This window comes from Nocardioides daphniae, assembly GCF_004777465.1.
GTDB lineage: Bacteria > Actinomycetota > Actinomycetes > Propionibacteriales > Nocardioidaceae > Nocardioides > Nocardioides daphniae.
The window spans coordinates 382,255-405,669 of record NZ_CP038462.1 but is presented as its reverse complement, the minus strand read 5'-3'; the positions used below and the strand labels follow the sequence as shown (position 1 = coordinate 405,669).

Genomic DNA, 23,415 nt, shown 5'->3' with positions numbered 1-23,415 from the left:
GGACGAGCCGGCCAGCTCAGTCGAGCAGGCCTTCGCGGCGCGCCACCGCGGCTGCCTCGGTGCGGGAGGTCGCCCCGAGCTTGCCCAGGATGTTGGAGACGTGGACGCTGACCGTCTTGGTCGCGATGAAGAGCTGGCTGCCGATCTCGCCGTTGCTGCGCCCCTGGGCGACGAGCGCCAGGATCTCCCGCTCGCGCGCGGTGAGCGCGCTGGCCGGTCGCGCCTCCCGGGGCCCCCGGCCGGGCGCGACGCCGAGTCCGTTGAGGAGGGCAGGCGTACGCAGCTCGCGCGCGGTCGCGGCGACCTGGTCGCGCAGCGCTCCGGCCGCGGCGGTCTCGCCCTGCGCCAGCAGCACCTCGACGAGGCGTGCTCGGGCGCGGGCCAGCTCGTGCACGGCGCCGTAGGCCTCGAAGGCGGCCACCGCCTCCTCCCACGCCTCCCGCAGCTCGGCGGCGGAGGGCGGCTCGGACTGGGCGATCCACCGCCAGCGCAGGTGCTCGGCGACCAGCCGCTTCTCCCAGGCGAGCGACTCGGGCCCGAGGACCACGCCCTGGGCGCGGTCGTTGGCGCAGACGCGCAGTCCGTCGTCGAGCAGGCGGGCAGCGCGCTCCCCGTGGACGGCGCGCTCGACCGCGCTCTGCTGGCGAGCGGCGGTGCCGAGCACGCCGAGCGCCAGGGCAGCCAGACGCAGCCGCGCCTGGAAGAGCTCGCGCCAGGTGGTGCCGATGACGTCGACGACCTCGTCGTACGTCGCCAACGCGGCAGCGGCGTCGGCGCGCTGCTCGGCCAGCTCGAGCTCGGCCCCCGCGACGTGGAGCCCGACCACGTTCTCCTCCTGCCAGAAGCGGTGCAGCGCCGCCCCCTCGGCCTGCGCGCCCTCCTCGCCCCGAGGGGCCGCGACGAGCAGCCGGAGCATCCGCAGCACCCCGTCGAGCAGCGCCGACGGGGCGCGCTCCTCGGCGTCGAGCCGGGCCAGTGCCTCGTCCCAGCGACCCTGGGCCAGCAGGACCTGGACGGTCATCACGAGCGCGTCGAAGGCGTACGGCGCCCAGCGCGTGCCGGCCTGGATCCCCCGCGCTCGGGCCGTGTCGAAGACGGCGATCGCCTCGTCGAACTCCGCGCGGTCCTGGTGCAGCCGGGCGAGGCCGTAGAGCGCCCGCAGCTCGGCGTTGACCGCGCCGGTGGTCCGCGCATGGACGACGGCCTCGGAGAAGGCGTCGCGCACGTCGTCACCGAGCTGGTAGACCCGCAGCCCGGCGATGGTGGTGAGCAGGTCGGTGCTCAACCGCGGCATGTCGAGACGCTGGGCCATCGCCAGCGCGGTGGTGGCGACCTCCCGCGCCTCGGCCTCGCGGCGGTGCCCCGAGAGGATCCGCGCCTGCGTCGACATGGCCCGGGCGAGCTGCACCTCGCTGCCGCCGGCGAGCAGCTCCACCGACTCCGCGGCGAGGGCGACGTCCTCGTCCCCGAGATCAGCCAGGAAGAGTCCCATCGCGAGCTCGGAGAGCAGCAGCCCCCGGTCGACGGCGGAGGCGTCGGCGGGCAACGCGGCGATCGTGGCCCGCAGCAGCGCGTTGCCGCGCTCGGTGTGGCCGGCACCGGTCAGGGCCCGCGCGGCACGGATGGTGAGGTCGGCCCGGTCGACGTCGGCGTCGCGCAGCGACGGGTGGTCGACCAGCTCCAGCGCCTGCTGGTAGTGTAGCGCGGCCTCGTCGGGCCCGCCGACGCGCATCGCCTCGTCGCCGGCCTCGATCGAGGCGGCCAGGGCGGTCGGCAGGTCCTGGCCGAGCCGGGCGTGGCGGGCGAGCTCCGCCGCGGTGCCGACGACGTCGCCGGAGGCCAGGCACCGGGCGTACGCGGCGTGCAGCCGGATGCGTTCGCCCGGGAGCAGGTCGTCGTAGACGGCCTCGGCCAGCAGGGCGTGGCGGAAGGAGTAGGAGTCTCCGCCGCCGGGCTCGAGGACGTGGCGCTCGACGGCCTCGCGCAGGGCGCGGTCGAGCCGCTCGGGAGCGAGGCCGGAGACGGTGGCGAGGAGGCCGTGGGTGACCCGCCGGCCGGCGACCGCGGCCGTACGCACGGCTTGCTGCGCGTCGTCGTCGAGCCCGTCGAGGCGCACCATGAGCACGTCGGCGAGCTCGCCGGGCACGCCGTCGCAGGTCGCGGCAGCGCCCACCAGCTCCTCGACGAAGAAGGCGTTGCCCTCGGCGCGGGCCACGATGTCGGCGACCTGGGCCTCGGAGAGGTCGGCGCCGGTGAGCTGCGCGGGGCGGAGCGCGCGGACCAGGTCGCGGACCTCGCCGGCGTCCAGCGGGTCGAGCTGGAAACGGTCGACCCGCAGCCGCGACCACTCGGCGACCTGACGGCGCAACGGGTGACGGCGGTGCAGGTCGTCGGCGGCGGTAGGAGACGACGAGGGCGTGCGGGCCGCCGACGTCGCGGCTGAAGAGGTAGGTGAGCAGGTCGCGGGTGGACTGGTCGGCCCAGTGCGCGTCCTCGACGACCACGAGCAGCGGGGCGACCTCGGCGACGCGGGCGAGCAGCACGCGTACGCCCTCGAAGAGGTCGGCGCGCTCCAGCCGGCTCTCGCCGCCGTCGCCGTCGGCGTACCTGACCCGTCGCCCGGGCTCGAGCCGGCGCAGCAGGGGATGGTCGGCTGCGGTCGCCTCGACGACCTCGGGGTGGCTGGCGGCCAGACGGCCCAGGACCTCGCTGAAGGGGAGGTAAGGCAGGGCGGCGTCGGAGAGGTCGACGCAGTGGCCGGCGACAACGTGCCAGCCGCGCGCGACGGCCCGGTCGCGCAGCTCGGTCAGGAGGCGAGTCTTGCCGACGCCGGCGTCGCCCCCGAGCAGCAGCGCGCGCGTCTCGGGGTCGGCCGGGCCGGACATGGCGAGGCCGAGCCGGGACTCCAGGTCCTCCAGCTCGGCCACGCGTCCGACCAACGGGGCGCTACGACTGCTTGACACGTCCTCCATCTTGACGGGGCCGCGGCCTCAGCGCATCTCGTTTGCGCCACGGAGCGGTCCCTGCCAGCGGCGGGCGGCTGCCACCTTGCGCTGCTGGCGCCGAGTGCCCCACGACTCGCGGATGCGGCGGGCGCGGTCGTTGATCTCCACGCGGTAGGTGGTCTCGTTCATCTCCATCGTCTTCCCTTTCCTGCTCGGCGCCGGTGCGCCTCGATGACTCGAGACTCGTCGCCTGAGGTAGGGGCGGACATCGGAGTGATGCCCTAGATGTGGGTGGTGGGTACCTCAGATGTGATGGCGGACCACCCTCTGCGAGCTTCGGTGGATCACCCATATGGTGGCTGTCGCAGTCGCGGACAGCCCCCTAGAATCGAATGTATGTTCGAATCGATGGCGACTCCCCGCGACCTGGTTGCACTGGCGCGTGAGCGCAGTGCGGCCGTCCGTCGCGCCGAGGCAGACGTCATGGTGATCGCGTACGAGTGGGCGGTTGCGCACCCGGCCCGGGAGGACGGTGCGGACGCCGCGGTCTTCCACTCGCCTGTCGGTTTCGAGCCGATCTCGGGTGACGGGACGCCGGAGGTCAACGAGTACGCAGTCGCCGAGCTGGGCGGCGCGCTGGGGTTGTCGACCGACGCAGCGAAGAAGCTGATCGGACACGCGCTCGAGCTGGCCCACCGCCTGCCCAAGCTCTGGGCACGGCTGACGGCCGGGGAGGTGCCGGTATGGCGAGCCCGGCTCGTCGCCGAGGCCACGATCCACGCCTACCCGGCGCTGCCTGCCGAAGGCGTCGCGTGGATCGACTCCCAGGTCGCGCCCTTCATCGAGAAGATGGGTCGCGCTGCGATCGACCGGCTCATCGAACGAGCCATGAAGCTCTACGGCCTCGCGACCGCTGGGGACGACGACGCGCCCTCCGACACCCGCCACGTGACGATCGTCGGCGAGCGCGATCCGTTCGCCCAGACGATGCAGGTCCACGCCGAGCTCGACATCGCCGATGCCCTGGACCTGGAGCAGGCCGTCGCGGCGGGTGCGGCGGGGTTGAAGGCGGCAGGTTGCGAGGAGTCGTTGGACGTACGCCGCTCGCTCGCCCTCGGCGAGCTGGCACGGCACCAGACCGCGCTCGACCTCGCCGGCGCAGGTGCTGGCGACAGCACCGTCGAGCGGACCACCGCGCGCCGCGTCGACCTGCAGCTGCACTTCACCGCCAACGTGGAGCCCGACGGGTCGCTCTCCTTCGGCGCGACCGGCCACCTGGAGAACCGCCAGCGACTCGTCCTGCTCGAGCAGGTCCGTCGCTGGGTCGGCACTTCCCACACCGACGTGCGGATCCTCCCCGTGGTCGACCTCAACTCTTCCCTCGCGACTGAGCGCTACGAACCGACCGACCGGCTCCGCCGGCAGGTGCTGCTCCGCGACGAGACCTGCGTCTTCCCGCACTGCACCCGGCCCAGCCGCCGCTGCGACGTCGACCACGTGGTCCCGTTCGACCACGACGCGACAGCCGAAGGCAGACCACAACCAGGGCACACCGTCACCGAGAATCTCGCCACCCTGTGTCGCGGCCACCACCGGCTCAAGACCCACACCGGCTGGCGCCTCGATTCCCCAGCCAACGGGGTCTTCGAGTGGACCTCACCCCACGGACAACGGTTCCGACGCGACCGCCACGGCACCACCGACCTGACACCTGCCGCGATCTGACCGACCCGGCTCCACCCGCGGGAACCACCTGCCTGCGCGCGACGTCGTACGTGCATGGAGAAGACCCGCGCCCTACGTCGGACCGCGATCGTCGCAGGGGTCTGCGTCTTCGGCGGGCTGCTGCTCGTCGCCGCGCTGGTCTGGTGGGAGGTGCGCGAGCCCCACGCACGCGTGGTCGACGACCGGGTCGAGCCCGGAGGGTGGAAGACCTTGGCCTACGAAAGCGTCGAGGTCGACGTGCCGGGTGACTGGCAGCGGCTCGACATGGACGACTGCGAGTGGCAGTTCGAACGGTGGGCACCGCCCGGCACAGACCCGTGTGCGCCGGACGCGGTCGGCGTCGCGTTCTACGGCTCCGCGACCTTCGACGCGGCAGTGGGACCCGACGTGATCACGGCCGGCGACGACGGGCAGGGCGGCGAGTCCTGGTCGGGGTGCGCCTACGCGGGCGACTTCGCGGTCAACGCCTCCACCCCGGACCGAGCCACCACCCGGCGCATCCTCGACTCAGCGCGGTAACGGCAAAGCACGCAGGGACACGGTCAGGCCGGCCGCCCGCCCACCCACGTCTGGCTCACCAGCGGCACGCCCGGCCGGTAGGCCAGGTGCAGGTGGCTCGGCGCGTCCAGCACCGCGAAGTCCGCCTGTGACCCCACCCCCAACCAGCCGACGTCGTCGCGGTCGAGCGCCGCGGCACCGCCGGCCGTGGCGGCGTACAGCGCCTCCTCCGGCGTCATCCCCATCTCCCGCACCGCCAACGCCACGCAGAACGGCATCGACGAGGTGAAGCACGAGCCTGGGTTGCAGTCGGTGGCCAGCGCCACGCGTACGCCGGCGGCCAGCAACCGCCGCGCATCCGGGTAGGGCTGCCGCGTCGAGAACTCCACACCCGGCAGCAGCGTCGCCACCGTGCCCGAGCCCGCGAGCGCGGCGACGTCGGCCTCCGAGAGGTACGTGCAGTGATCGACCGCGACCAGCCCCAGCTCGCAGGCCAGCTGCACCCCGCCGCCCTCCGACAGCTGGTTGGCGTGCAGCCGCCCCCGCAGCCCGGCCGCCGCCCCCGCGGCCAGCACCTCACGCGCCTGGTCGACGTCGAAGGCACCCGTCTCGCAGAAGACGTCGATCCACTTCGCCCACGGGGCGGCCGCGGCGAGCATCGGACCCGTCACCTCGGCGACGTACGCCTCCGGCGTCACCCCCGTCGGCACCACGTGCGCCCCGAGGAAGGTCGTCTCCTCGGTGAACTGCCGCGCCACCGCCAGGCTCCTCGCCTCGTCGCGCACGCTCAACCCGTAGCCGCTCTTGATCTCGACCGTCGTCGTGCCCTGCCGTCGCATCTCCGCCACCAGCCGCGCGACCTGCGCCGTCAACACCTCGTCGCTCGCCGCCCGGGTCGCCGCCACCGTGCTGCGGATGCCACCGGCGGCGTACGGCTCCCCGGCCATCCGGGCCGCGAACTCCTCACCGCGGTCACCCGCGAAGACCATGTGCGAGTGCGAGTCGACGAAGCCCGGCACCACGGCGCGACCGCCCAGGTCGACGCGCAGGTCCGCCGCCGGCGCCTCGGCCTCCGGGCCGACCCACGCCACCCGGTCGCCCGCGACCACGAGCGCCGCCCCAGCCACCACGCCGAGCAGCCCGTCGCGCGCAGGATCGTTCGTGACCAGCTCGGTGATCCCGGTGACGACGGTGCTCATGGAAGTCGTGCTCATCCGACGCCCTCCCACACCTGCGCGATGACCCGGTCCAGCCGCTGCCCGACGGCGGCCACCTCGCCGGGGTCACCGGTGAAGCGCCACACCCCGTCGGTCATCACGCGGCGTACGTCGCCGGCCGTCGCCGCGAAGACCGCGGTGTGCTCGTCGGCGCCCGTGCCCGCCGTCCGCGGCGAGGCGGTGTCGAGCACCACCAGGTCGGCACGGTGGCCGACCGCGATTGCGCCCGCGTCGTCCCACCCCAGGCTCCCGTGCCCGGTGGTGGTCGCCGCCTCGAGCAGCGTGGCGGCCGTGAAGTGGCCGCGGGTGCGGGTCGCCAGCCGCTCGTCCAGCTCGACCGCGCGCATCTCCTCGAAGAGGTCGATCACGGCATGGCTGTCCGACCCCAACGTCAACCGCGCCCCCGCCGCCCGCAGCGCCGGCGCCGGCCCGGTGCCGTCGGCCAGGTCACGCTCGGTCGTCGGGCAGAAGCTCACGAACGCCCGCGAGTCACCCAGGGTCGCGATGTCGCCCGCCGTCAGGGGGTCGCGTGCACGGCGCTGGTCAGCGGCCCCCACACCCCCGCCGCGTGCAGCACGTGCGTCGGGCTGGCGCCGTACGCCGCCATGCAGGTCTCGTTCTCGGCGACCTGCTCCGACAGGTGCACGTGACGCGGCCGCCCGACCCCGGCCGCCACGACGTCGGCCAGCTGGTCTCGGTGCACCGCCCGCACCGAGTGGATGGCGGTGCCGCTGCGCGAGTCTGTCCGGGGCACGAGCGAGGCCTGCATCGCCGCCTGCCGCGTCGCCCACGCGTCGACGTCACCGTCGCTGAAGCGCCGCTGCACCCCCTCGACCGGCTGGCCGAACCCGGCCGACAGGTAGACCGTGTCGAGCAGCGTGATCCGCAGGCCGACGTCGACCGCCGCCGCGACCAGCGCATGTCCGAGCAGGTTGGGGTCGTCGTAGGGCCCACCGTCGGGCCGGTGGTGCAGGTAGTGGAACTCGCCGACGCAGCTGATACCCGCGGCGACCATCTCGGCGTACGTCGCCCGCGCCAGCGCGTGCAGCTGGTCGGGGTCGAGGTGCGCGGCCAGGTCGTACATCTGCTCGCGCCACGTCCAGAAGCTGCCGCGCCCCCGCTGCGTACGCCCGCGCAGCGCGCGGTGGAAGACGTGGCTGTGCGTGTTGGCCAGCCCCGGCAGGACCAGCCCCTCGATCCGGGTCGCGCCCGCCCGGGACGTGTCGCCCTCCCCCGAGGGCTCGGTCTCGACCCGGCTGAACCGCCCGCCGGCCACCTCGACCAGCACGTCGTCGCGCACCGCGCCGTCGACCCACGCCCGCTCCAGGACGTACGCCTCGCTCACCGCCCCACGCCGCTCACCGCAGCAACCGCTCCAGCACGTCGGCCAGCGCCTCGACGCCGGCCAGGCAGTCCTCGGTCTCGGCGCGCTCGTCGGGCGAGTGCGAGATCCCGGTCGGGTTGCGGACGAACAGCATCGCGGTCGGCACCCCGGCCTGCGCCACCACGCCGGCGTCGTGGCCGGCCGCCGTCGGGATCACCGGCCACCGGTGGCCCTCCCCCGCCAGCTCGGTCAGCGCCGCATCGAAGGTGACCTCCGCGCTCACCGACTCGGGCGTGACGACCAGCGCGGTGCCGTCGCGCCCGGCCCGCTGCTCGGCCTGGTCGCTGACGGTCGCCACCAGCTCCTGCAGCGCGGGCGTCGTCGCGGCGCGCGCGTCCAGCCACGCGGTCACCCGCGAGGGCACGGCGTTGGTGCCGTTGGGCGCCACCTCGATCCGGCCGAAGGTGGCCCGGTGACCGCCCAGCCGCGCCTGCTTGTTGGCCGCCAGGGCGGTCATCGCATAGGTCAGCATCGGGTCGTGGCGGTCCTCCATCCGGGTCGTCCCGGCGTGGTTGGCCTGCCCGGTGAAGTCGAAGCGGTAGCGCCCGTGCGGCCAGATCCCGCTGCCGAGCCCGACCGCGGCCCCCCGCTCGACGAGGTCGCGTCCCTGCTCGACGTGGAGCTCGACGTACGCCGCCACGCGCGCCACCCACGCGCGTCGCCGCTCGTGCGGGTCACGGCGGGTGAGGTGGTCGGCGTCGGTGCCACCCGGGTGGGCCAGCACCGAGGCCATCGCGTCGCGCAGCCAGACCCCGTCGCGGTCACGCAGCTTGCGGGCCTCCTCCCACGACCAGGCGCCGGTGGCCAGCCGCGAGCCCAGGCAGGCCACCCCGACGCGACCCCTCCTCCTCGGCGAAGGCGGCCACCCCGAGCGGGCGGATCGGCACCACGCCGCGCGCCTGCAGCAGGTCGACCGCGGCGAACGCGGAGACCACGCCGAGCGGGCCGTCGTACGCCCCTCCGTCGAGCACCGAGTCGAGGTGCGAGCCGGTCAGCAGCCCGGGCCGCTCGGCGGTCGCGACACCGCCCCACCAGGCGACGAGGTTGCCGAAGTCGTCCTCCTCGACGGTCATCGACCGGTCCTCCGCGGCCGTGCGGAACCAGTGCCGCAGCTCGTGGTCGACGGCGGTGAAGGGCTGGCGGAAGTAGCCCCCGTGCGCCGCGCGACCCAGCGGCGCCAGGTCCTTCCACATCGCCTCGAACCTCATGCGCTCGACCTCATGCGCTTGACCCCATGCGCCTCGACCTCATGCGCACAGCCAACCCTCCGCCGCCCCGTCGGTCAACGACCGGGGCCACGCCCGGAGTCTCGGATCCGAGATCGGCGAGGATGGGCGCATGGAGTTCCGCGAGGTCGTACGCCGCCGACGCATGGTCCGCTCGTTCACCGCCGAGCCCGTGCCGCCCGCGGCGCTCGACCGGATGCTCGACCACGCGACCCGCGCCCCGAGCGCCGGCTTCTCGCAGGGCTGGGCCTTCCTGCGCCTCGACACCCCCGACGACGTCGCCCGCTTCTGGCGCGCCACCTCGCCCGACCCCGACGCCGACAACGCCTGGCTGCGCGGCATGCGCAGCGCTCCGGCGATCGTGGTGCCGCTGGCCCACAAGGACGCCTACCTCGACCGCTACGCCGAGCCCGACAAGGGCTGGACCGACCGCGACGAGGGCCGCTGGGTCGCGCCGTACTGGTTCGTCGACACCGGGATGGCGTCGCTGATGGTGTTGCTCACCGCCGTCGACGAGGGGCTGGGCGCCTGCTTCTTCGGGATCCCGGTGGAGCAGGTCGAGGCCTTCCGTGCCGAGTTCGGCGTGCCGGCGGCGTACGCCCCGATCGGCGCCGTGGCGATCGGCCACCCGGCCGAGGCACCGCGGCGCGGCTCGCCCACCCGGCGGCCGCGCAGGCCGGTGGACGAGGTCGTCCACCGTGGTCAGTGGTGAGGTGCGGGGCTACGGCGCGCCGCGGTGGTCCAACCCGTCGGTGAGCTCGTCGCTCAGCTCGTCGACGACCAGCAGGTCCTTCCGCACGTGGCCGGCGCGGAAGGAGGCCCGCGCCACCATGTGGCTCGACACCACGCTGGTCGCCATCTGCAGGATCACCACGAAGAGCAGGATCGCCAGGACCGACGGGTCACGCAGGCGCAGCGCCAACCCGGAGACCACCAGCATCAGGCCGATCACCTGGGGCTTGGTGGCGGCGTGCATCCGGCTGAGCAGGTCGGGCAGGCGCACCACGCCGATGGCGGCGATGAGCGCGAAGACCGAGCCCACCAGCAGCAGCACCGCCGAGGCGACGTCCATCACGGCAGCAGCGTCGACTCCGTCCATCACCGCTCCTCCCCCTCACGGGCGTCGTCGTCGTCACGCGCCTCCTCGTCCTCGGTGCCGCTGGCGAACCGGGCGATCGAGACCGCGCCGACGAAGCCGACCATCGCCAGCACCAGCAGCATCGGCAACGACCAGGTCTCCTCGCGCTGGATCGACTTGAGCGCGACCGCGCAGACCATCACCGACATCAGCACGTCGAGGGCCATCGAGCGGTCGAGGATCGTCGGGCCGACGGTCATCCGCACCACCACCAGCACGGCAGCGACGGTGAGCAGCGCCGCCGAGACCAGCAGGACCACACCCATCGGGGTCATCGCGCCTCCTCCGGGATCGGTTCGAAGGCGGCCAGGAAGCGCTCCTCCACGGCCAGGGCCTGCTGACGGAATGCCTCCGCGCCGGCGACGTCGTCGACGTCGAGCACGTGCAGGAAGAGGGTGTGCGTGGAGCGTCGCGCCTCCACGATGATCGACCCCGGCACCAGCGTGAGCATCGCGCCCACCGCGGTCAGCACGAAGTCGGAGTCGGACTGCAGGTCGACGGTGACGATCGCGTTGCGCACCGGTCGGCGTCGCAGCACCACGATCGAGACCAGCACGCTGGCCTTCACCACGTCGTACAGGAAGTGCAGCACCAGCCACGCCAGCGGCAGCAGCCGCACGCGCGCGCCGATCGAGACCGGCGGCAGCGGGAAGGCGTACGACGCCAGCGCGGCGACGACCACGCCGAGCAGCACGATGCCGGGCGACCAGGTGCCCCACAGGCCCACCCAGAAGAGGACCAGCCACAGCATCGGCCACGGCTGGATCGCGCGGTAGCGCGCCGGGCGGAGCTTGCCGCTGCGGGTCGTGCGCATCTGCGGGCTCATCGGTCGTCACCGCCCAGCACGGCCTCGACGTAGGCGCGGCCCTCGACGAGGTCGGCGCCCGCCCGCTCGCTGTAGGCGTAGAGCGGGCCGGCGACCACGGTCAGCGCCACCGTGACCGCGACCAGCGTGGCGGCGGGGCCGAGCATGCTGATCGGCAGGTGCTTGGTGTCACGGTCGGTGGCGATCAGCTGGTGGAAGTCCATCTCGTCGACGTCGGCGTCGGTGACCTGCTGGGCCTCCGCGATGTTGGCGGCCGGGACCACGCCGTCGGGGGTGTGCAGGTGGCCGCGGTGCTCGGTGGCACGCGTACGCCGCGACAGCGACGGCTGCGCGTCGAGCGCGTTGAGCTCGACCAGCGCCTCGTGCGCCTCCTCCGGCGTGCGCCAGAAGACGACCGACCAGGTCTTCGCGACCGCGTACAGGGTGAGCAGGCTGGTCAGCACGCCGCCGACGACCAGCGCCCAGGCGAGCGGGGTGCCGAGGTCGATGGTCGCCTGGATCAGGCCCACCTTGCCGATGAAGCCGGAGAAGGGCGGGATGCCGGCCAGGTTCATCGCAGGGACGAAGAAGAGCACCGCGAGCAGCGGGGCGATCCGGGCCAGGCCGCCGATGCGCAGCAGCGAGGTCGAGCCGGCGCGGCGCTCCACGAGCCCGACCACCAGGAAGAGCGCGGTCTGCACGGTGATGTGTGGACGACGTAGAAGATGGTGCCGGCGACGCCGTGCTGGCCGCTGACCGCGATGCCGAGCACCAGGTAGCCGATGTGGCTGACCAGGGTGAAGGAGAGCATGCGCTTGATGTCGCTCTGTGCGATGGCGCCGAGGATGCCGATCAGCATCGTCAGCAGCGCCACCCACAGCAGCAGGTCGGTCAGCGGCGAGTCGGGGAAGAGCACCATCTGCATGCGCAGGATCGCGTAGACACCGACCTTCGTCAGCAGGCCGGCGAAGACCGCGGTGACCGGGGCAGGCGCGGTCGGGTAGGAGTCGGGCAGCCAGAACGACAGCGGGAAGACCGCCGCCTTGATCGCGAAGGTCGTCAGCAGGAGCAGCTGGATCATCAGCGACACGTCGGGGTCGACCTGGGCCAGCCGCTCCCCCAGGTGCGCCAGGGTCAGGGTGCCGGTCGTCGCGTAGGTCACCGCCAGGGTGATCAGGAAGAGCGACGACGACAGCAGCGCGACGAGGACGTAGATCGTGCCGGCGCGGATGCGCGCGTCGGTGCCGCCGAGGGTGAGCAGCACGTAGGACGCGAAGAGCAGCATCTCGAAGGAGACGAAGAGGTTGAAGAGGTCGCCCGCCAGGAACGCGTTGGCGACGCCGGCCACCAGCACCAGGAAGGTCGGGTGGTAGACGGCCAGCGGCGCCGACTCCTCGTCCTCGACCATGCCCTGACCGATGGAGTAGCCGAGGACCGCCAGCGTCACGACGGCGCTGACCAGCAGCATCAGCGAGGCCAGGCGGTCGGCCACCAGCACGATGCCGACGGTCTCCGGCCACGCCCCGACCCACAGCGTCTGCGGACCGGAGGTGTCGGCCTGGACCATGAGCACCGCGGCGACCACGCCCATCGCCAGCAGGACCGCGACGCTGAGCCAGCGCTGGAGGCGCGGCCGCCCCGAGAGCACGAGCGAGAGGCCGGCGCCCAGGAGCGGCAGGATGACGGGGAAGGGGACGAGCCAGTTCACTTCTCGTCCTCCTCGTCGCCGGGCTGGTCATGCTGGTCGTGCGGGTCGCTCTGGCCGGCGTGCTTCTCGCCCTTGGCCCGTTGGGCCTCGCGCTCCTGCGCGGCCTTCTCCTCGGCCCAGCGGGCAGCGGCCTCCTGCTCGGCGGCGTGCTGCTCGGCCAGGAGCCGTTGGGCCTCGGCCCGCTCGGCCGCCTCGGCGGCCTCGGCGAGCTCGGCGACGGTGAAGTCGGAGGCCAGGTCGAGCTGCTCGACGTCCTCGGTGGTCTCGGCGCGGAAGGAGTCGGACTCGATGTCCTTGGCGGCCATCCGGCGGATGAGGGCGTCCTCGACGTCGTCCTGCACGTCGTCGTGGCCGGCGAGCTGCCAGGAGCGGTAGGCCATCGCCAGCACGAACGAGACCGTCGCCAGCATGATCACGATCGCGGTGAGCACCATCGCCTGCGGCAGGGGGTCGACGTACGTCCCCGCGTCGCCGTCGACGATCGGCGCCTCGCCCGCCGGTCCCCCGGCGACCAGGAAGCCGAGGCTGACGCCGTTGCCCATCATCACCAGGCCGACCAGCACCCGCGAGAGGCTGCGCTCGAGCAGAAGGTAGACCCCGCAGCCGATCAGGCCGGCCGAGATCGCGACGAGGGTGAGGTTGACGTCGCCGGTGGGGGCGACGGTGCCGCCTCCGCCGCCGGCGGCACGGACCAGGGTCTCGACGGTCGTCGTGGCGCTCATCGGGCACTCCCCTCGGCCGCCTCGGCCGCTGCTTCGGCAGCCGCGCGCTGGACCTTCACGATCTGCCGGTCGATCTGCGAGCCGAGGCCGCGCAGCAGGTCGAGGACCAGGCCGAGCACGACCAGGTAGACGCCGACGTCGAAGAGCGCGGAGGAGACCAGGTGGACCTTGCCGATCAGCGGCACGGTGAGGTCGACGATCGCGGACTGCAGGACGGTGCCTCCGAAGGCCAGCGGGACGACGGCGGCCAGGGCGGCGAAGGCGAGCCCGGCACCGATCACCTTGCCGGCGTCGATGGGGGCGGCCTCGTCGAGCTCGTAGCGCCCGCCCGCCAGGTAGCGCAGGACCAGCGCCAGGCCCGCGGTCAGGCCGCCGGCGAAGCCGCCGCCGGGCGCGTTGTGGCCAGCGAAGAGCAGGTAGACGCTGAAGACGATGATCGTGTGGAAGAGCAGCCGGGTGATGACCTCGAAGATGATCGAGCGCTTGTCCGGGGTCATGGTGCGCGGCGCGGGCAGCCACACCCGGCGGCCCGGCGCGGTCGGCTGCTTGGAGACACCCTCGGGGAAGGGGATCTCGTGGACGCGGCGGATGCCGGTGCCACGGACGTCGAGGAAGATCAGGCTGGCCACGCCGGTGCCGGCGGCGACCAGGACGGCGATCTCACCGAAGGTGTCCCACGCGCGGGTGTCGACGAGGATGACGTTGACGATGTTGGCACCGCCGCCGTAGTCGACCGCCAGCCTCGGCAGGGCCGCGGAGACGGGCTCGTGGATGCGGGCGCTCGCGCCGACCAGCATGAAACCGGCGGCGACCAGGCCGACGGAGGCACCCAGCGCCACCCGCCAGTAGCGGCGTGCGCTCAGCGGCCGGTCGGTGAAGTACTCGGGCATCCGGCGCAGCGCCAGCACGAAGACCACGACGGTCAGCGTCTCGACCAGCGCCTGGGTCAGCGCCAGGTCGGGCGCCCCGTGCAGCACGAAGAGCGCCGCGGTGCCGTAGCCGGTGGCGCCGGCCAGCAGCACCGCGCGCAGGCGGCGACGCGAGCGGGTGGCCATCACCGCGGCGAGCATGATCACGCCGCCGACGACCGCCTGGTAGGGGGTGTCCCACAGCCGCACGTCGATGGAGTCGTAGGTGCGCAGCAACGTCGAGCCCGGCACCAGGACCACGACGAGCAGGGTGATGCCGAGGTACGCCGCCGCGGAACCGCGCTGCACGACGGCGGTCAGCTCGACGGCGAAGCGGTCGAGGCCGCGCATGGTCGCGCGGTAGCCGTTCTCCAGGGAGACGTCGAGCGCCAGCGCGCCCTGGAGGGTCTGGACGGGGCCGCGAGCGACGAAGAGCAGCGCACCCACCCCCAGCGCCACGACCGTCGCGGCCAGCGGCAGCCCCACCCCGTGCCACAGCGAGAGCTCGGCATGGTGGGCACCCTCCGGGAGGAGCTCGGCGTGCGGCGCGAGGACATACGTCAGTGCGCTGCCGAGGAAGCCGGCGACGAGGCCGAGGGCGGCCAGCAGGACCGGGCCGGCCGCGAAGCCGACGGGCACGTCGGTGACCCGCACCTCCTCGGTGACCTCGCGGTCGGCGAAGGCACCCCAGACGAAGCGGGCGGAGTAGGCGACGGTGAGCACCGAGCCCAGCAGGACGCCGACCAGCAGCAGCCAGCCCAGCACGCCCTCCATGCCGGTGCCCTCGCCGTAGTCGGCGACGTCGACGAGCGCCACGAAGACGCTCTCCTTGGCGACGTAGCCGACCAGCGGCGGGATGCCGGCCATCGAGGCGGCGGCGAGCGCGGCGGCCGCGGCGACCCACGGCATCCGGCGGCCGAGGCCGGTGAGCTTGCGCAGGTCGCGGGTTCCGGTGGTGCGGTCGATGAGGCCGACGACCAGGAAGAGCGTGGCCTTGAAGAGCGCGTGCGCCACGACCAAGCCCAAGCCGGCGAGCATCGCCGAGCGGGTGCCGAGCCCCAGGACCAGCACCATGAAACCAAGCTGGCTGACGGTGCCGAAGGCGAGCAGCAGCTTGAGGTCGTTCTGCCGCAGCGCCCGCAGGCCGCCGATGAGCATCGTCAGCAGGCCGAGCCCGACGAGCGTGGGGCGCCATCCGGGCACGTCGGCGAAGGCGGGGGCGAGCAGTGCGACCAGGTAGACGCCGGCCTTCACCATCGACGCCGCGTGCAGGTAGGCGCTCACCGGGGCGGGCGCGGCCATCGCCGCGGGCAACCAGAAGTGGAAGGGGAAGAGCGCCGACTTCGACAGGGCGCCGACGAGCAGCAGCATCACGCCGACGGTGACCAGCGTGCCGCTGGGCGGGTCGGCCAGGATCTCGCTGATCCGCATCGTGCCGGCCTGGTGGGCCAGCGCAAGGGCTCCGACCAGCATCGCCAGGCCACCGAGCGTGGTCACCATCAGCGCCTGGATCGCGGCCTGGCGGGCGCTGCGTCGGGTGGGGTCGTGGCCCACCAGCAGGAACGAGAAGACCGTGGTGAGCTCCCAGAAGACGTACAGCAGGAGCAGGTCGTCGGCCAGGACGAGGCCGAGCATCGCGGCGATGAAGGCGACCAGCACGCCCGCGAAGCGCGGCACCCCGGCGCTGTCGTCGTGGAAGTACCATCGGCAGTAGGCCAGCACCACGGCACCGATGCCGAGCACGATCATCGCGAGCACCCACTGCAGGGTGCCCATCGCGAAGGCGAGCTCGAGGTTGATCGAGGGCACCCACTGCACGACCTGGGTGTGCACCTCGCCCTCGGCGACCGAGGGCCCGTACGTCGCCAGCCACACCGTCCCGGCCAGGGGCACGGCGGCGATCGGCAGGAAAGCTCGACGACCCGCTCGCAGTAACGCCCACGGGCAGACCGCCGCGAGGAGGAACAGCGCGGCGATCACGAGCAGCAAGGGCAGACCTCTCGTCGGTGGGCGGGCGGGTCGGCTGACACAATCCTACTGGTCGTGTCGACAATTTCGGTCGGCGGGGCGCGGCGGTCGACGCGGCGAGCTCGTGCTCGCACAATGGGTCACGTGACTGACTCCGGCGCTGACCTCGGCGCGATCTCCAAGCTGCAGCGACTGGTCCGCATCCCGACGGTGTCGCACCGCGACGCCGACCTGATCGACTCCGAGGCCTTCCATCGGCAGACCGAGGCCCTCGCTGAGCTCTTCCCGCTGCTCCACGCGCACCTCGAGCTGACCCGGGTCGGCGACCACGGCCTGCTCCTCCACTGGCGCGGCGCGTCGGCCGAGCGTCCGGTCGTGCTGATGGCGCACCTCGACGTCGTGCCCGTCGACGAGGACGCCACCTGGACCCACCCGGCCTTCGACGGCGTGGTGGCCGACGGCTTCCTGTGGGGCCGCGGCACCCTCGACGACAAGGGCTGCGTGGTCGGCATCTGCGAGGCGGTCGAGCAGCTGCTCGCGCGCGGTTTCACCCCCGCCCAGGACGTCTGGCTCTCCTTCGGCGCCAACGAGGAGGTCTTCGGCACCGACGCCCAGGACGCCGCCGCGGTGCTCCGGGAGCGCGGCGTACGCCCGTGGCTCGTCCTCGACGAGGGCGGCGCGGTCGCCCACGACGCCTTCCCCGGCGTCACCCGGCCCGTCGCGGTGGTCGGCGTGGCCGAGAAGGGCAGCACCTCCTTCGAGCTGCGCGCCGAGGGCCGCGGCGGCCACGCGTCGATGCCCGCGAAGATGGGCCCGACCGCGCGGATCGCGCGCGCCGTCATGCGGTTGGAGAAGTCGCCCTTCCCGGCCCGGCTGCCCGCGCCGACCATCGAGCTCTTCGCCCGGCTCGCGCCGCACGCCCCGGCCGCGTTGCGCCCGCTGATGGCCAACGCCGCCCGCCTCGCACCGCTGCTCACCCGAGCGCTGGTCGCCGCCGGCGCCGAGCCCGCGGCACTGGCCCGCACCACCGTCGCGGTCACCACGCTGTCGGGCTCGCCGGCGCTCAACGTCATCGCCTCGACGGCCAAGGCCGGCGTCAACGTGCGGATCATGCCGGGCGACACCGTCGCGGGCGTGCGCGAGCACCTCACCAAGGCGATCCACGACGACCACGTGCACCTCGACCTGGCCGAGTCGGCCGAGCCGAGCCCGATCTCGCTGTACGAGGACGAGCCGGCGTTCGCGCTCGTCGAGCGGGTCGTCGCCGAGGTCTACCCCGACGCCGTCACCGCGCCCTACGTCCTGATGGGGGCGACCGACAGCCGCTTCTTCACCGAGATCTGCGAGCGGGTCTACCGGTTCGCGCCCTTCCGGATGAGCAAGGCGCAGCGCGAGTCGATCCACTCCTTCGACGAGCGCATCGGCGTGGCCGACTTCGCCGAGGGCGTCCGCTGGTACGAGCGCTTCATCGAGTCGCTCGACTGACCTGCGTTCGCCCCTTCTGCTGACCCGGACCACGCCTCTCCGGTACACATGCCCCATGAAGAAGCAGACGGTCCAGGGGTTGGTGGCCGTCGTCGGCTTCCTGGCGGCGGTGGAGTTCGCGAGCGGGATGCTGCAGGGGTTCTACACCCCGATCTACACCCAGATCGCCGACCACCTCTCCATCAGCGACGGCGACCTGAACTGGTTCGAGGCCGCGCAACTGATCGTCTCGGCGCTCTGCGTGCCGCTGCTGTCGCGCCTCGGTGACCTGATCGGCCACAAGCAGGTGCTGCTGCTCTCGACCGCGGTCACCGCGCTCGGGTCGTGGATCGTCGCCTTCGCCCCCTCCTTCACCACCTTCCTGATCGGCTGGGCGGTGCAGGGCGCCTACGTGGTCTGGCTGCCGATCGAGGTCGCGATCATCTACCGGCTCACCGCCGGCACCGGGCGCCAGGGGCTGCTGACCCGCCGGGCGGCGGCGATCCTGGTCGGCGTCCTCGAGGTGAGCGTGATCGTCGCGGCGCTGAGCAGCGGCGCGCTGGCCGAGCGCCTCTCGATGCCGGCCCTGCTGAGCATCCCTGCGGTGGTCGTGACGCTCTGCTTCGTGATGATCTGGTTCGGCATCTCCGACCTGCCGCCGACCGCCTCAGGGCGTCTCGACGTCCGCGGCTTCGTGCTCATCACCTCCTCCCTGGCGCTGGTGATGGCCGGCCTGATCGCCGTCCGTCTGGAGGGGCCGGCCTCGCCGATCGCCTGGCTGCTGGTCGTCGCCGGGCTGCTCCTGCTGGTGCCGCTGACCCGTCACTCGCGCGGCCTCGACGAGCCGCTCGTCGACGTACGCCTGCTCGCCTCGCCGAACCAGTGGCCGATCCAGGTCACCGCGTTCCTCTTCGGCTTCTCGGTGCTGGGCGCGCAGATCCCGCTGTCGACCTTCGCGCAGACGCCGAAGGAGCTGGGCTACGGCCTCGGCGTCGACACCCAGACCGTCTCCTACCTGATCGCGGTGTACGTCCTCTCGATGGCCGCGGGTGCCTTCAGCCTGCCGCTGTGGTCGCGCTGGCTCGGCGCGCGCAACGCGCTCGTCCTCGGCGCGCTGCTGGTGGCGCTGGGGTACGCGCTCTGGTTGCCGCTGCACGACACGGTGCTGCAGGCGATGGTCAACATGGGCGTGGCCGGGGCGGGCTCCGGCATGCTCGTCGCTGCGCTGCCGGCGGCCGCAGCCGCTGCCGCGCCGCCCGAGCGGACCGGCTTCGCCACCGGCATGACCAACGGCACCAAGACGGTCGGCGGCGCGATCGCCTCCTCGATCTTCGCCATCGCGCTGGCCTCCACCGGGTCCATCGAGGACGCCGAGGCAGGGCACGCCTCGCTGGAGGGCTACATGACCGTGTGGGCGATCTGCTCGGTCGCCGGACTGGTCGCCGCCGGCCTGCTGCTGCTGGCCCCCAAGCACGTCTTCGAGGGGGCGGGCGCCGAGGAGCCCGTGACCGTGTGACGACGGTTGGCCCGCGTGGTTATCGTCGGAGGCGATGGCTGAGAGCCCCGACCGCCGACCCCGCGAGCCGGAGCGCGACGAGCGCACCGGACGGTCCGCCGCGGCCGCCCGGATCCAGCACCAGACCCACTGGGTCGAGCAGCAGATCCGCGTCGCGCAGGAGCGCGGCGACTTCGACGACCTGCCCGGCTTCGGCAAGCCGCTGGAGGGCCTGGGCACCGAGCACGACCCCGACTGGTGGGTGAAGAAGCTCGTCGAGCGTGAGCAGGTCACCGGCGTCCTGCCGCCCGCGCTCCAGGTCCGCAAGGCCGACGCCGAGCTCGACGGCGAGCTCGACCGCATCTCCGACGAGGGCCGCGTACGCACGGCCGTGGAGGAGTTCAACGCCTCCGTACGCCGTGCGCTCTACACCCCACCGGTCGGCAACGCCCCCGCGTTCCCAGTCGTCACGCGGCAGCGCGACGTCGACGCCGAGGTCGTACGCTGGCGCGAGCGACGCGTGGCCCGGCGCGAGGCGCAGCGGGCCCTGCTGGCCGAGCAGGCGAAGCAGGACCGTGCCCCGTCGGCGCCCTCTCCCCGGCGCTGGTGGCGGCGCCGCTGAGGGTCTCTGACACCTCGGGACCGTCCACCGTGGGGTCCGTCATACCGACGGGTACTGCTGCGCTGTTATGTTCCGGCGCATGCGCACTGCCAAGGACTTCTTCGCCCCCTCGCCGTCGGTGCTCCGGCCCCCGTCCGCGAGATCCCCGCGCGCCCCAGCCGCGCGATCCACTTCTTCGACCCGGGCAACCCCAAGATGGCTGCCAAGGTGCCCGACATGGTCGGCACGGTCGACGTGCTCCTGGGCAACCTGGAGGACGCCGTCAAGGCCGAGAACAAGGAGATCTCCCGCGAGGGCCTGGTGAAGATCGGCCAGTCCGTCGACTTCGGCCCCACCCAGTTCTGGACCCGCATCAACTCGCTCGACAGCCCCTGGGTGCTCGACGACCTCACCACGCTCGTCCCCGCGATCGGTGACAAGCTCGACGTGATCATGGTCCCGAAGGTGCAGGGCGCCGAGGACATCCACTACGTCGACCGCCTCCTGGCCCAGCTCGAGGCCAAGGCCGGCATCACCAAGCCGATCCTGATCCACGCGATCCTCGAGACCGCTCGCGGCGTCGCCAACGTCGAGGAGATCTGCGGCGCCTCCCCGCGCATGCAGGGCATCTCCCTCGGCCCGGCCGACCTGGCTGCCGACCGTCGCATGAAGACCACCCGCGTCGGCGGCGGCCACCCCGGCTACCTGGTGCGTCAGGACGCGGCCCCGCTGGCCGAGGGCGGCTACGACTTCGAGGGTGCCCGCACGATCTACCAGCAGGACCTGTGGCACTACACCATGGGCCGCATGGTCGACGCCTGCGCGATGCACGGCATCTACGCCTACTACGGCCCGTTCGGCGACATCAAGGACACCGTCGCCTGCGAGGACCAGTTCCGCAACGCCTTCCTGAGGGCTGCGTCGGCGCCTGGTCGCTGCACCCGGTGCAGATCAAGATCGCCAACAAGGTCTTCTCGCCCTCCGTCGAGGACGTCAAGCACGCCCGCCGCGTCATCGCCGCCATGGGCGACGGCACCGGCGCGGTCATGCTCGACGGCAAGATGGAGGACGACGCCTCGGTGAAGCAGTGCAAGGTCATGGTCGACCTGGCCGAGGAGCTCGCCGCGATCGACCCCGACCTCAAGGCCAAGTACGACGCGATCGTGCTCGACTGACTCAGCCGCGCCCCCACGACACAAGGAACCGAGATGACTGAGTTCACCCCCCTGAGGTCCGTCCTCTACATGCCGTCGTCCAACGAGCGCGCGCTGGAGAAGGCGAAGTCGATCCCGTGCGACGGCCTGATCCTCGACCTCGAGGACGCCGTCGCCCCGGACGCCAAGGTCGAGGCCCGCGGCAAGGCCGTCGCCGCCGTGAAGTCCGGCGAGTACGGCCGTCGCACGGTCACCATCCGCGTCAACGGCATCGGCACCCAGTGGCACGACGACGACATCGTCGCCGCGTCGCAGGCCGGCCCGGCCGCGATCGTGGTGCCGAAGGTCAACAGCGCCGCCGAGGTGCAGCAGCTGGTCGCTGCCATGGAGGCCGCCGGCGCCCCGGAGCACACCAAGCTCTGGGCGATGGTCGAGACCCCGATCGCGATCCTCGACTGCCTTGCCATCGCGCAGGCGTCGCCGCGCCTGGGCGCCTTCGTGCTCGGCACCAACGACCTGGTCAAGGAGCTGTACGCCGAGCACGTGCCCGGCCGCGCCCCGATCCTCCCGTCGCTGCACACCGCCCTGCTGGCGGGCCGCGCGGCGGGCATCGCGGTGATCGACGGCGTCTACAACGACGTCAAGAACACCGAGGGCTTCCTCGCCGAGTGCGAGCAGGGCCGTCAGATGGGCTTCGACGGCAAGACCCTGATCCACCCCGGCCAGGTCGAGGGTGCCAACGCCGCCTTCGCCCCCTCCGAGGAGGCCGTCGAGGACGCCCGCGGCCTGATCGAGGCCTTCGAGTCCTCCGACGGTGGCGTGGTCACCTACAAGAACAAGATGGTCGAGAACCTCCACGTCGAGTCGGCCAAGCGCACGCTGGCCATCCACGAGGCGATCACCGCGCTGCAGGGCTGATCGCCCCCAGCAACGCCGAAGGCCCCCGGTCCTCCGGGGGCCTTCGGCGTTCTCCGGGTGGCTCAGCGCCGGGTGATCCAGCCCTGCCCGCGCTCCGGACGGGCGGCGCGCTTGCCACCCCGCTCGGCGCGACGGGCCGGCGGCGGCGGCAGGTCGTTGTCGGGCAACCGGGCCGGCAGGGCGTCGTTGCGCTGCTTGATCGCCGCCAGTGCCTCCGCCACCCGCGCCTTGTCCCGGTCCGGGTTGGCGGAGTGGCTGGGGACCGTCGGCGCCGGCGGCACGGCCGGCTGCTGACGCGGTACGACGGGGGCCGGGGCCTCCTCGACCATCGTGTCGGTGCGCGGCGCGTGCGGCCCGGCCGCCCTGAGGCGACCCAGCGGGCTCGACGGCTCCGGCGCCTGGACGGGCGTGGGGCCGGTCGGCGGCGTCGCCAGAGGCGTGATCGGGGTCGACTCGAGGCGCGGGGGTCCGACGTACTCGGGCTCGGAGCTGCGACGCCGGCTCGAGGAGCTGCGCGACGAGCTGCGGGACGAGCTGCGCGGCGTCGGGACCGTGCGGGCCGGCGCCGGGCGGGACGGGCGCGACGGACGGCTCGGAGCCTCGACGCGGCTGCGGGCGGGGCGCGCGGCGGGGGCCGACGTCGTACGCAGTCGCAGGACGCCGCCTCCGACCAGCGCGACCACCGCGAGTGCGTACAGGCCCCACGGGCCGACGCTGGTGGAGGCCTCGACGGGGGTGAAGAGGTCACCCACGACGATCTGGCCGGAGACCGAGTGCTCACCCTGCGCGAAGGCGCCGAAGGTGACCGGGATGCTGAACTCGACCGACTCGCCCGGCTCGATGACGGGGGCACCGGAGTCGGTGATCGCCACGCGGTCGTCATCGCCCTGGCGCCACCCGAGGTCGAGCGTCGGCTGGGCGGCAGAGGCTCCCGCGTTGCGCAGCTTGAGCTTCAGCGTCGCCTTCGGGGGCATGCCGAAGAGGTGGGTGATGCCTGTCGGCTTCTCGATCGTGGCCTCGTCCAGGACGATCTCTGGCGCTTTGACGGTCTTGGCGACCGCGTAGCCGACCAGCTCGATCCGGGTGCTGACCGGGGGGCCGTTCGGGGAGTCGACCACCACCGTGCACGGGCAGGGGCCCGCGGGGTCGGTGATCTTGAGCTCCTGCTTGACCCGTCCGGTGGCCGAGACGCGGACCTCCTCGATCCCCTTGTTGCAGGCCAGGCGGCCGGACGCGTCGGGGGCGCCGCAGACCTTGACCGCGACCCTGCCCTGCGACTCGAACCCGGTGCCGACGACCTCGATCTTCTCGCCCAGGTAGACCCGGGCCTTGCTCACCGTGACCTGGGCGCCCGGCTCCGCCCACCCGGCGTGCGGGGTGAGCAGGAGCGCGGCGGCCGCGACCACACCAGTGGCGACGGCCGCGAACGCTTGGCGCGCGCGTACGTGATCCCTCATTGTTCTTCCTCCCGCCGACGAGGCTCGCACCCCCTCCGCCGGGGGTCAACAGTCGCTCGGCAGCCACGAGCGGGAAACAGTG

At 73.0% G+C, this 23,415-nt stretch carries 24 protein-coding genes and 1 pseudogene; 9 read left to right on the top strand and 16 right to left on the bottom strand.

What is annotated here, in order from left to right:
- Nucleotides 1–16: 16 nt before the first annotated feature.
- The 3 genes and pseudogenes from E2C04_RS01985 to E2C04_RS17550 form a co-directional block, all read right to left on the bottom strand.
- Nucleotides 17–2,368 carry a helix-turn-helix transcriptional regulator gene (locus E2C04_RS01985; RefSeq protein ID WP_135831334.1) on the bottom strand — a complete coding sequence of 784 codons (2,352 nt, stop codon included), beginning with the start codon at nucleotides 2,366–2,368 and terminating at the stop codon, nucleotides 17–19.
- Nucleotides 2,369–2,492: 124 nt separating this feature from the next.
- Nucleotides 2,493–2,885 (bottom strand): annotated as a pseudogene (locus E2C04_RS21760) (ATP-binding protein); the annotation flags it as partial.
- 105 nt (nucleotides 2,886–2,990) lie between these two features.
- Complete coding sequence (locus tag E2C04_RS17550) at nucleotides 2,991–3,134, bottom strand: hypothetical protein (RefSeq protein WP_158630556.1); 144 nt, start codon at nucleotides 3,132–3,134, stop codon at nucleotides 2,991–2,993.
- A 219-nt stretch (nucleotides 3,135–3,353) separates the two neighbouring features.
- Between E2C04_RS17550 and E2C04_RS01975 the strand changes: the two genes are divergently transcribed.
- The gene (locus tag E2C04_RS01975) at nucleotides 3,354–4,670 is read left to right on the top strand and encodes an HNH endonuclease signature motif containing protein (protein ID WP_135831333.1); all 1,317 of its coding nucleotides are present in this window, start codon (nucleotides 3,354–3,356) and stop codon (nucleotides 4,668–4,670) included.
- A gap of 54 nt (nucleotides 4,671–4,724) precedes the next feature.
- Complete coding sequence (locus E2C04_RS01970; protein WP_135831332.1) at nucleotides 4,725–5,189, top strand: hypothetical protein; 465 nt, start codon at nucleotides 4,725–4,727, stop codon at nucleotides 5,187–5,189.
- Between the two features lie 23 nt (nucleotides 5,190–5,212).
- Here E2C04_RS01970 and hutI read toward each other — a convergent pair whose 3' ends face one another.
- Genes hutI through E2C04_RS19075 form a run of 5 tightly spaced genes read right to left on the bottom strand, consistent with a single transcriptional unit; the run spans nucleotide 5,213 to nucleotide 8,977 of the window.
- The gene (gene hutI / locus E2C04_RS01965; protein WP_135833608.1) at nucleotides 5,213–6,367 is read right to left on the bottom strand and encodes an imidazolonepropionase; all 1,155 of its coding nucleotides are present in this window, start codon (nucleotides 6,365–6,367) and stop codon (nucleotides 5,213–5,215) included.
- A gap of 11 nt (nucleotides 6,368–6,378) precedes the next feature.
- On the bottom strand, nucleotides 6,379–6,861 hold the full coding sequence (locus E2C04_RS20620) for an amidohydrolase family protein (protein WP_275106548.1): 483 nt from the start codon (nucleotides 6,859–6,861) through the stop codon (nucleotides 6,379–6,381).
- Between the two features lie 41 nt (nucleotides 6,862–6,902).
- Nucleotides 6,903–7,730, bottom strand: a complete 828-nt coding sequence (locus tag E2C04_RS20615; protein ID WP_275106547.1) for a formimidoylglutamate deiminase — start codon at nucleotides 7,728–7,730, stop codon at nucleotides 6,903–6,905.
- 13 nt (nucleotides 7,731–7,743) lie between these two features.
- Complete coding sequence (locus E2C04_RS01955; protein ID WP_238694396.1) at nucleotides 7,744–8,598, bottom strand: M20/M25/M40 family metallo-hydrolase; 855 nt, start codon at nucleotides 8,596–8,598, stop codon at nucleotides 7,744–7,746.
- Nucleotides 8,531–8,977 carry a M28 family peptidase gene (locus tag E2C04_RS19075; RefSeq protein ID WP_238694395.1) on the bottom strand — a complete coding sequence of 149 codons (447 nt, stop codon included), beginning with the start codon at nucleotides 8,975–8,977 and terminating at the stop codon, nucleotides 8,531–8,533. The genes E2C04_RS01955 and E2C04_RS19075 overlap by 68 nt, the downstream gene beginning before the upstream one ends.
- A 130-nt stretch (nucleotides 8,978–9,107) precedes the next feature.
- On the opposite strand from E2C04_RS19075, the gene E2C04_RS01950 reads away from it, so the two are divergent.
- Nucleotides 9,108–9,707, top strand: a complete 600-nt coding sequence (locus tag E2C04_RS01950; RefSeq protein WP_135831331.1) for a nitroreductase family protein — start codon at nucleotides 9,108–9,110, stop codon at nucleotides 9,705–9,707.
- A gap of 9 nt (nucleotides 9,708–9,716) precedes the next feature.
- On the opposite strand, the gene mnhG is transcribed toward E2C04_RS01950, so the two are convergent.
- The 7 genes from mnhG to E2C04_RS01920 are packed head-to-tail and all read right to left on the bottom strand — an operon-like array spanning nucleotide 9,717 to nucleotide 16,256.
- A complete protein-coding gene (gene mnhG, locus E2C04_RS01945; protein ID WP_135831330.1) occupies nucleotides 9,717–10,094 on the bottom strand; it encodes a monovalent cation/H(+) antiporter subunit G in 378 nt (125 codons plus the stop codon).
- The gene (locus E2C04_RS01940) at nucleotides 10,094–10,408 is read right to left on the bottom strand and encodes an MrpF/PhaF family protein (RefSeq protein WP_202977854.1); all 315 of its coding nucleotides are present in this window, start codon (nucleotides 10,406–10,408) and stop codon (nucleotides 10,094–10,096) included. The genes mnhG and E2C04_RS01940 overlap by 1 nt, the downstream gene beginning before the upstream one ends.
- Nucleotides 10,405–10,959 (bottom strand): Na+/H+ antiporter subunit E, encoded by a 555-nt coding sequence (locus E2C04_RS01935; RefSeq protein ID WP_135831329.1) that lies wholly within the window; start codon nucleotides 10,957–10,959, stop codon nucleotides 10,405–10,407. Before E2C04_RS01935 ends, E2C04_RS01940 begins: the two co-directional genes overlap by 4 nt.
- A complete protein-coding gene (locus tag E2C04_RS20610; RefSeq protein ID WP_275106595.1) occupies nucleotides 10,956–11,606 on the bottom strand; it encodes a proton-conducting transporter transmembrane domain-containing protein in 651 nt (216 codons plus the stop codon). Before E2C04_RS20610 ends, E2C04_RS01935 begins: the two co-directional genes overlap by 4 nt.
- The gene (locus tag E2C04_RS20605) at nucleotides 11,510–12,646 is read right to left on the bottom strand and encodes a proton-conducting transporter transmembrane domain-containing protein (RefSeq protein ID WP_275106546.1); all 1,137 of its coding nucleotides are present in this window, start codon (nucleotides 12,644–12,646) and stop codon (nucleotides 11,510–11,512) included. Before E2C04_RS20605 ends, E2C04_RS20610 begins: the two co-directional genes overlap by 97 nt.
- Nucleotides 12,643–13,368: a Na(+)/H(+) antiporter subunit C gene (locus tag E2C04_RS01925; RefSeq protein ID WP_135831328.1), complete on the bottom strand. Its 726-nt coding sequence runs from the start codon at nucleotides 13,366–13,368 to the stop codon at nucleotides 12,643–12,645. The genes E2C04_RS20605 and E2C04_RS01925 overlap by 4 nt, the downstream gene beginning before the upstream one ends.
- Nucleotides 13,365–16,256: a Na+/H+ antiporter subunit A gene (locus E2C04_RS01920; RefSeq protein WP_229721433.1), complete on the bottom strand. Its 2,892-nt coding sequence runs from the start codon at nucleotides 16,254–16,256 to the stop codon at nucleotides 13,365–13,367. The genes E2C04_RS01925 and E2C04_RS01920 overlap by 4 nt, the downstream gene beginning before the upstream one ends.
- A gap of 132 nt (nucleotides 16,257–16,388) precedes the next feature.
- Between E2C04_RS01920 and E2C04_RS01915 the strand changes: the two genes are divergently transcribed.
- From E2C04_RS01915 to E2C04_RS01895, 6 genes are all read left to right on the top strand, one after another.
- The gene (locus E2C04_RS01915) at nucleotides 16,389–17,729 is read left to right on the top strand and encodes a M20/M25/M40 family metallo-hydrolase (RefSeq protein WP_229721355.1); all 1,341 of its coding nucleotides are present in this window, start codon (nucleotides 16,389–16,391) and stop codon (nucleotides 17,727–17,729) included.
- Between the two features lie 55 nt (nucleotides 17,730–17,784).
- Nucleotides 17,785–19,224: an MFS transporter gene (locus E2C04_RS01910; protein WP_135831326.1), complete on the top strand. Its 1,440-nt coding sequence runs from the start codon at nucleotides 17,785–17,787 to the stop codon at nucleotides 19,222–19,224.
- Nucleotides 19,225–19,258: 34 nt separating this feature from the next.
- Nucleotides 19,259–19,825, top strand: coding sequence for a DnaJ family domain-containing protein (locus E2C04_RS01905; protein WP_135831325.1), 567 nt, complete (start codon nucleotides 19,259–19,261; stop codon nucleotides 19,823–19,825).
- Nucleotides 19,826–20,020: 195 nt separating this feature from the next.
- Nucleotides 20,021–20,887 carry an HpcH/HpaI aldolase/citrate lyase family protein gene (locus E2C04_RS01900; protein ID WP_238694394.1) on the top strand — a complete coding sequence of 289 codons (867 nt, stop codon included), beginning with the start codon at nucleotides 20,021–20,023 and terminating at the stop codon, nucleotides 20,885–20,887.
- Nucleotides 20,851–20,979: a hypothetical protein gene (locus tag E2C04_RS20600; RefSeq protein WP_275106545.1), complete on the top strand. Its 129-nt coding sequence runs from the start codon at nucleotides 20,851–20,853 to the stop codon at nucleotides 20,977–20,979. Before E2C04_RS01900 ends, E2C04_RS20600 begins: the two co-directional genes overlap by 37 nt.
- Nucleotides 20,980–21,012: 33 nt before the next feature.
- Nucleotides 21,013–21,876 (top strand): HpcH/HpaI aldolase/citrate lyase family protein, encoded by an 864-nt coding sequence (locus E2C04_RS01895; RefSeq protein ID WP_135831324.1) that lies wholly within the window; start codon nucleotides 21,013–21,015, stop codon nucleotides 21,874–21,876.
- A gap of 62 nt (nucleotides 21,877–21,938) precedes the next feature.
- On the opposite strand, the gene E2C04_RS01890 is transcribed toward E2C04_RS01895, so the two are convergent.
- Nucleotides 21,939–23,333, bottom strand: coding sequence for a hypothetical protein (locus E2C04_RS01890; protein WP_135831323.1), 1,395 nt, complete (start codon nucleotides 23,331–23,333; stop codon nucleotides 21,939–21,941).
- Between the last annotated feature and the right edge of the window lie 82 nt (nucleotides 23,334–23,415).

Bases quoted from the DNA above. Each gene is read 5' to 3' on its own strand.
- E2C04_RS17550 (WP_158630556.1), bottom strand. From the start codon at position 3,134: ATGAACGAGACCACCTACCGCGTGGAGATCAACGACCGCGCCCGCCGC.
- E2C04_RS01975 (WP_135831333.1), top strand. From the start codon at position 3,354: ATGGCGACTCCCCGCGACCTGGTTGCACTGGCGCGTGAGCGCAGTGCG.
- E2C04_RS01970 (WP_135831332.1), top strand. From the start codon at position 4,725: ATGGAGAAGACCCGCGCCCTACGTCGGACCGCGATCGTCGCAGGGGTC.
- hutI (WP_135833608.1), bottom strand. From the start codon at position 6,367: ATGAGCACCGTCGTCACCGGGATCACCGAGCTGGTCACGAACGATCCT.
- E2C04_RS19075 (WP_238694395.1), bottom strand. From the start codon at position 8,977: ATGAGGTTCGAGGCGATGTGGAAGGACCTGGCGCCGCTGGGTCGCGCG.
- E2C04_RS01950 (WP_135831331.1), top strand. From the start codon at position 9,108: ATGGAGTTCCGCGAGGTCGTACGCCGCCGACGCATGGTCCGCTCGTTC.
- mnhG (WP_135831330.1), bottom strand. From the start codon at position 10,094: ATGGACGGAGTCGACGCTGCTGCCGTGATGGACGTCGCCTCGGCGGTG.
- E2C04_RS01940 (WP_202977854.1), bottom strand. From the start codon at position 10,408: ATGACCCCGATGGGTGTGGTCCTGCTGGTCTCGGCGGCGCTGCTCACC.
- E2C04_RS01935 (WP_135831329.1), bottom strand. From the start codon at position 10,959: ATGAGCCCGCAGATGCGCACGACCCGCAGCGGCAAGCTCCGCCCGGCG.
- E2C04_RS01925 (WP_135831328.1), bottom strand. From the start codon at position 13,368: ATGAGCGCCACGACGACCGTCGAGACCCTGGTCCGTGCCGCCGGCGGC.
- E2C04_RS01910 (WP_135831326.1), top strand. From the start codon at position 17,785: ATGAAGAAGCAGACGGTCCAGGGGTTGGTGGCCGTCGTCGGCTTCCTG.
- E2C04_RS01905 (WP_135831325.1), top strand. From the start codon at position 19,259: ATGGCTGAGAGCCCCGACCGCCGACCCCGCGAGCCGGAGCGCGACGAG.
- E2C04_RS01900 (WP_238694394.1), top strand. From the start codon at position 20,021: ATGGCTGCCAAGGTGCCCGACATGGTCGGCACGGTCGACGTGCTCCTG.
- E2C04_RS20600 (WP_275106545.1), top strand. From the start codon at position 20,851: ATGCTCGACGGCAAGATGGAGGACGACGCCTCGGTGAAGCAGTGCAAG.
- E2C04_RS01895 (WP_135831324.1), top strand. From the start codon at position 21,013: ATGACTGAGTTCACCCCCCTGAGGTCCGTCCTCTACATGCCGTCGTCC.
- E2C04_RS01890 (WP_135831323.1), bottom strand. From the start codon at position 23,333: ATGAGGGATCACGTACGCGCGCGCCAAGCGTTCGCGGCCGTCGCCACT.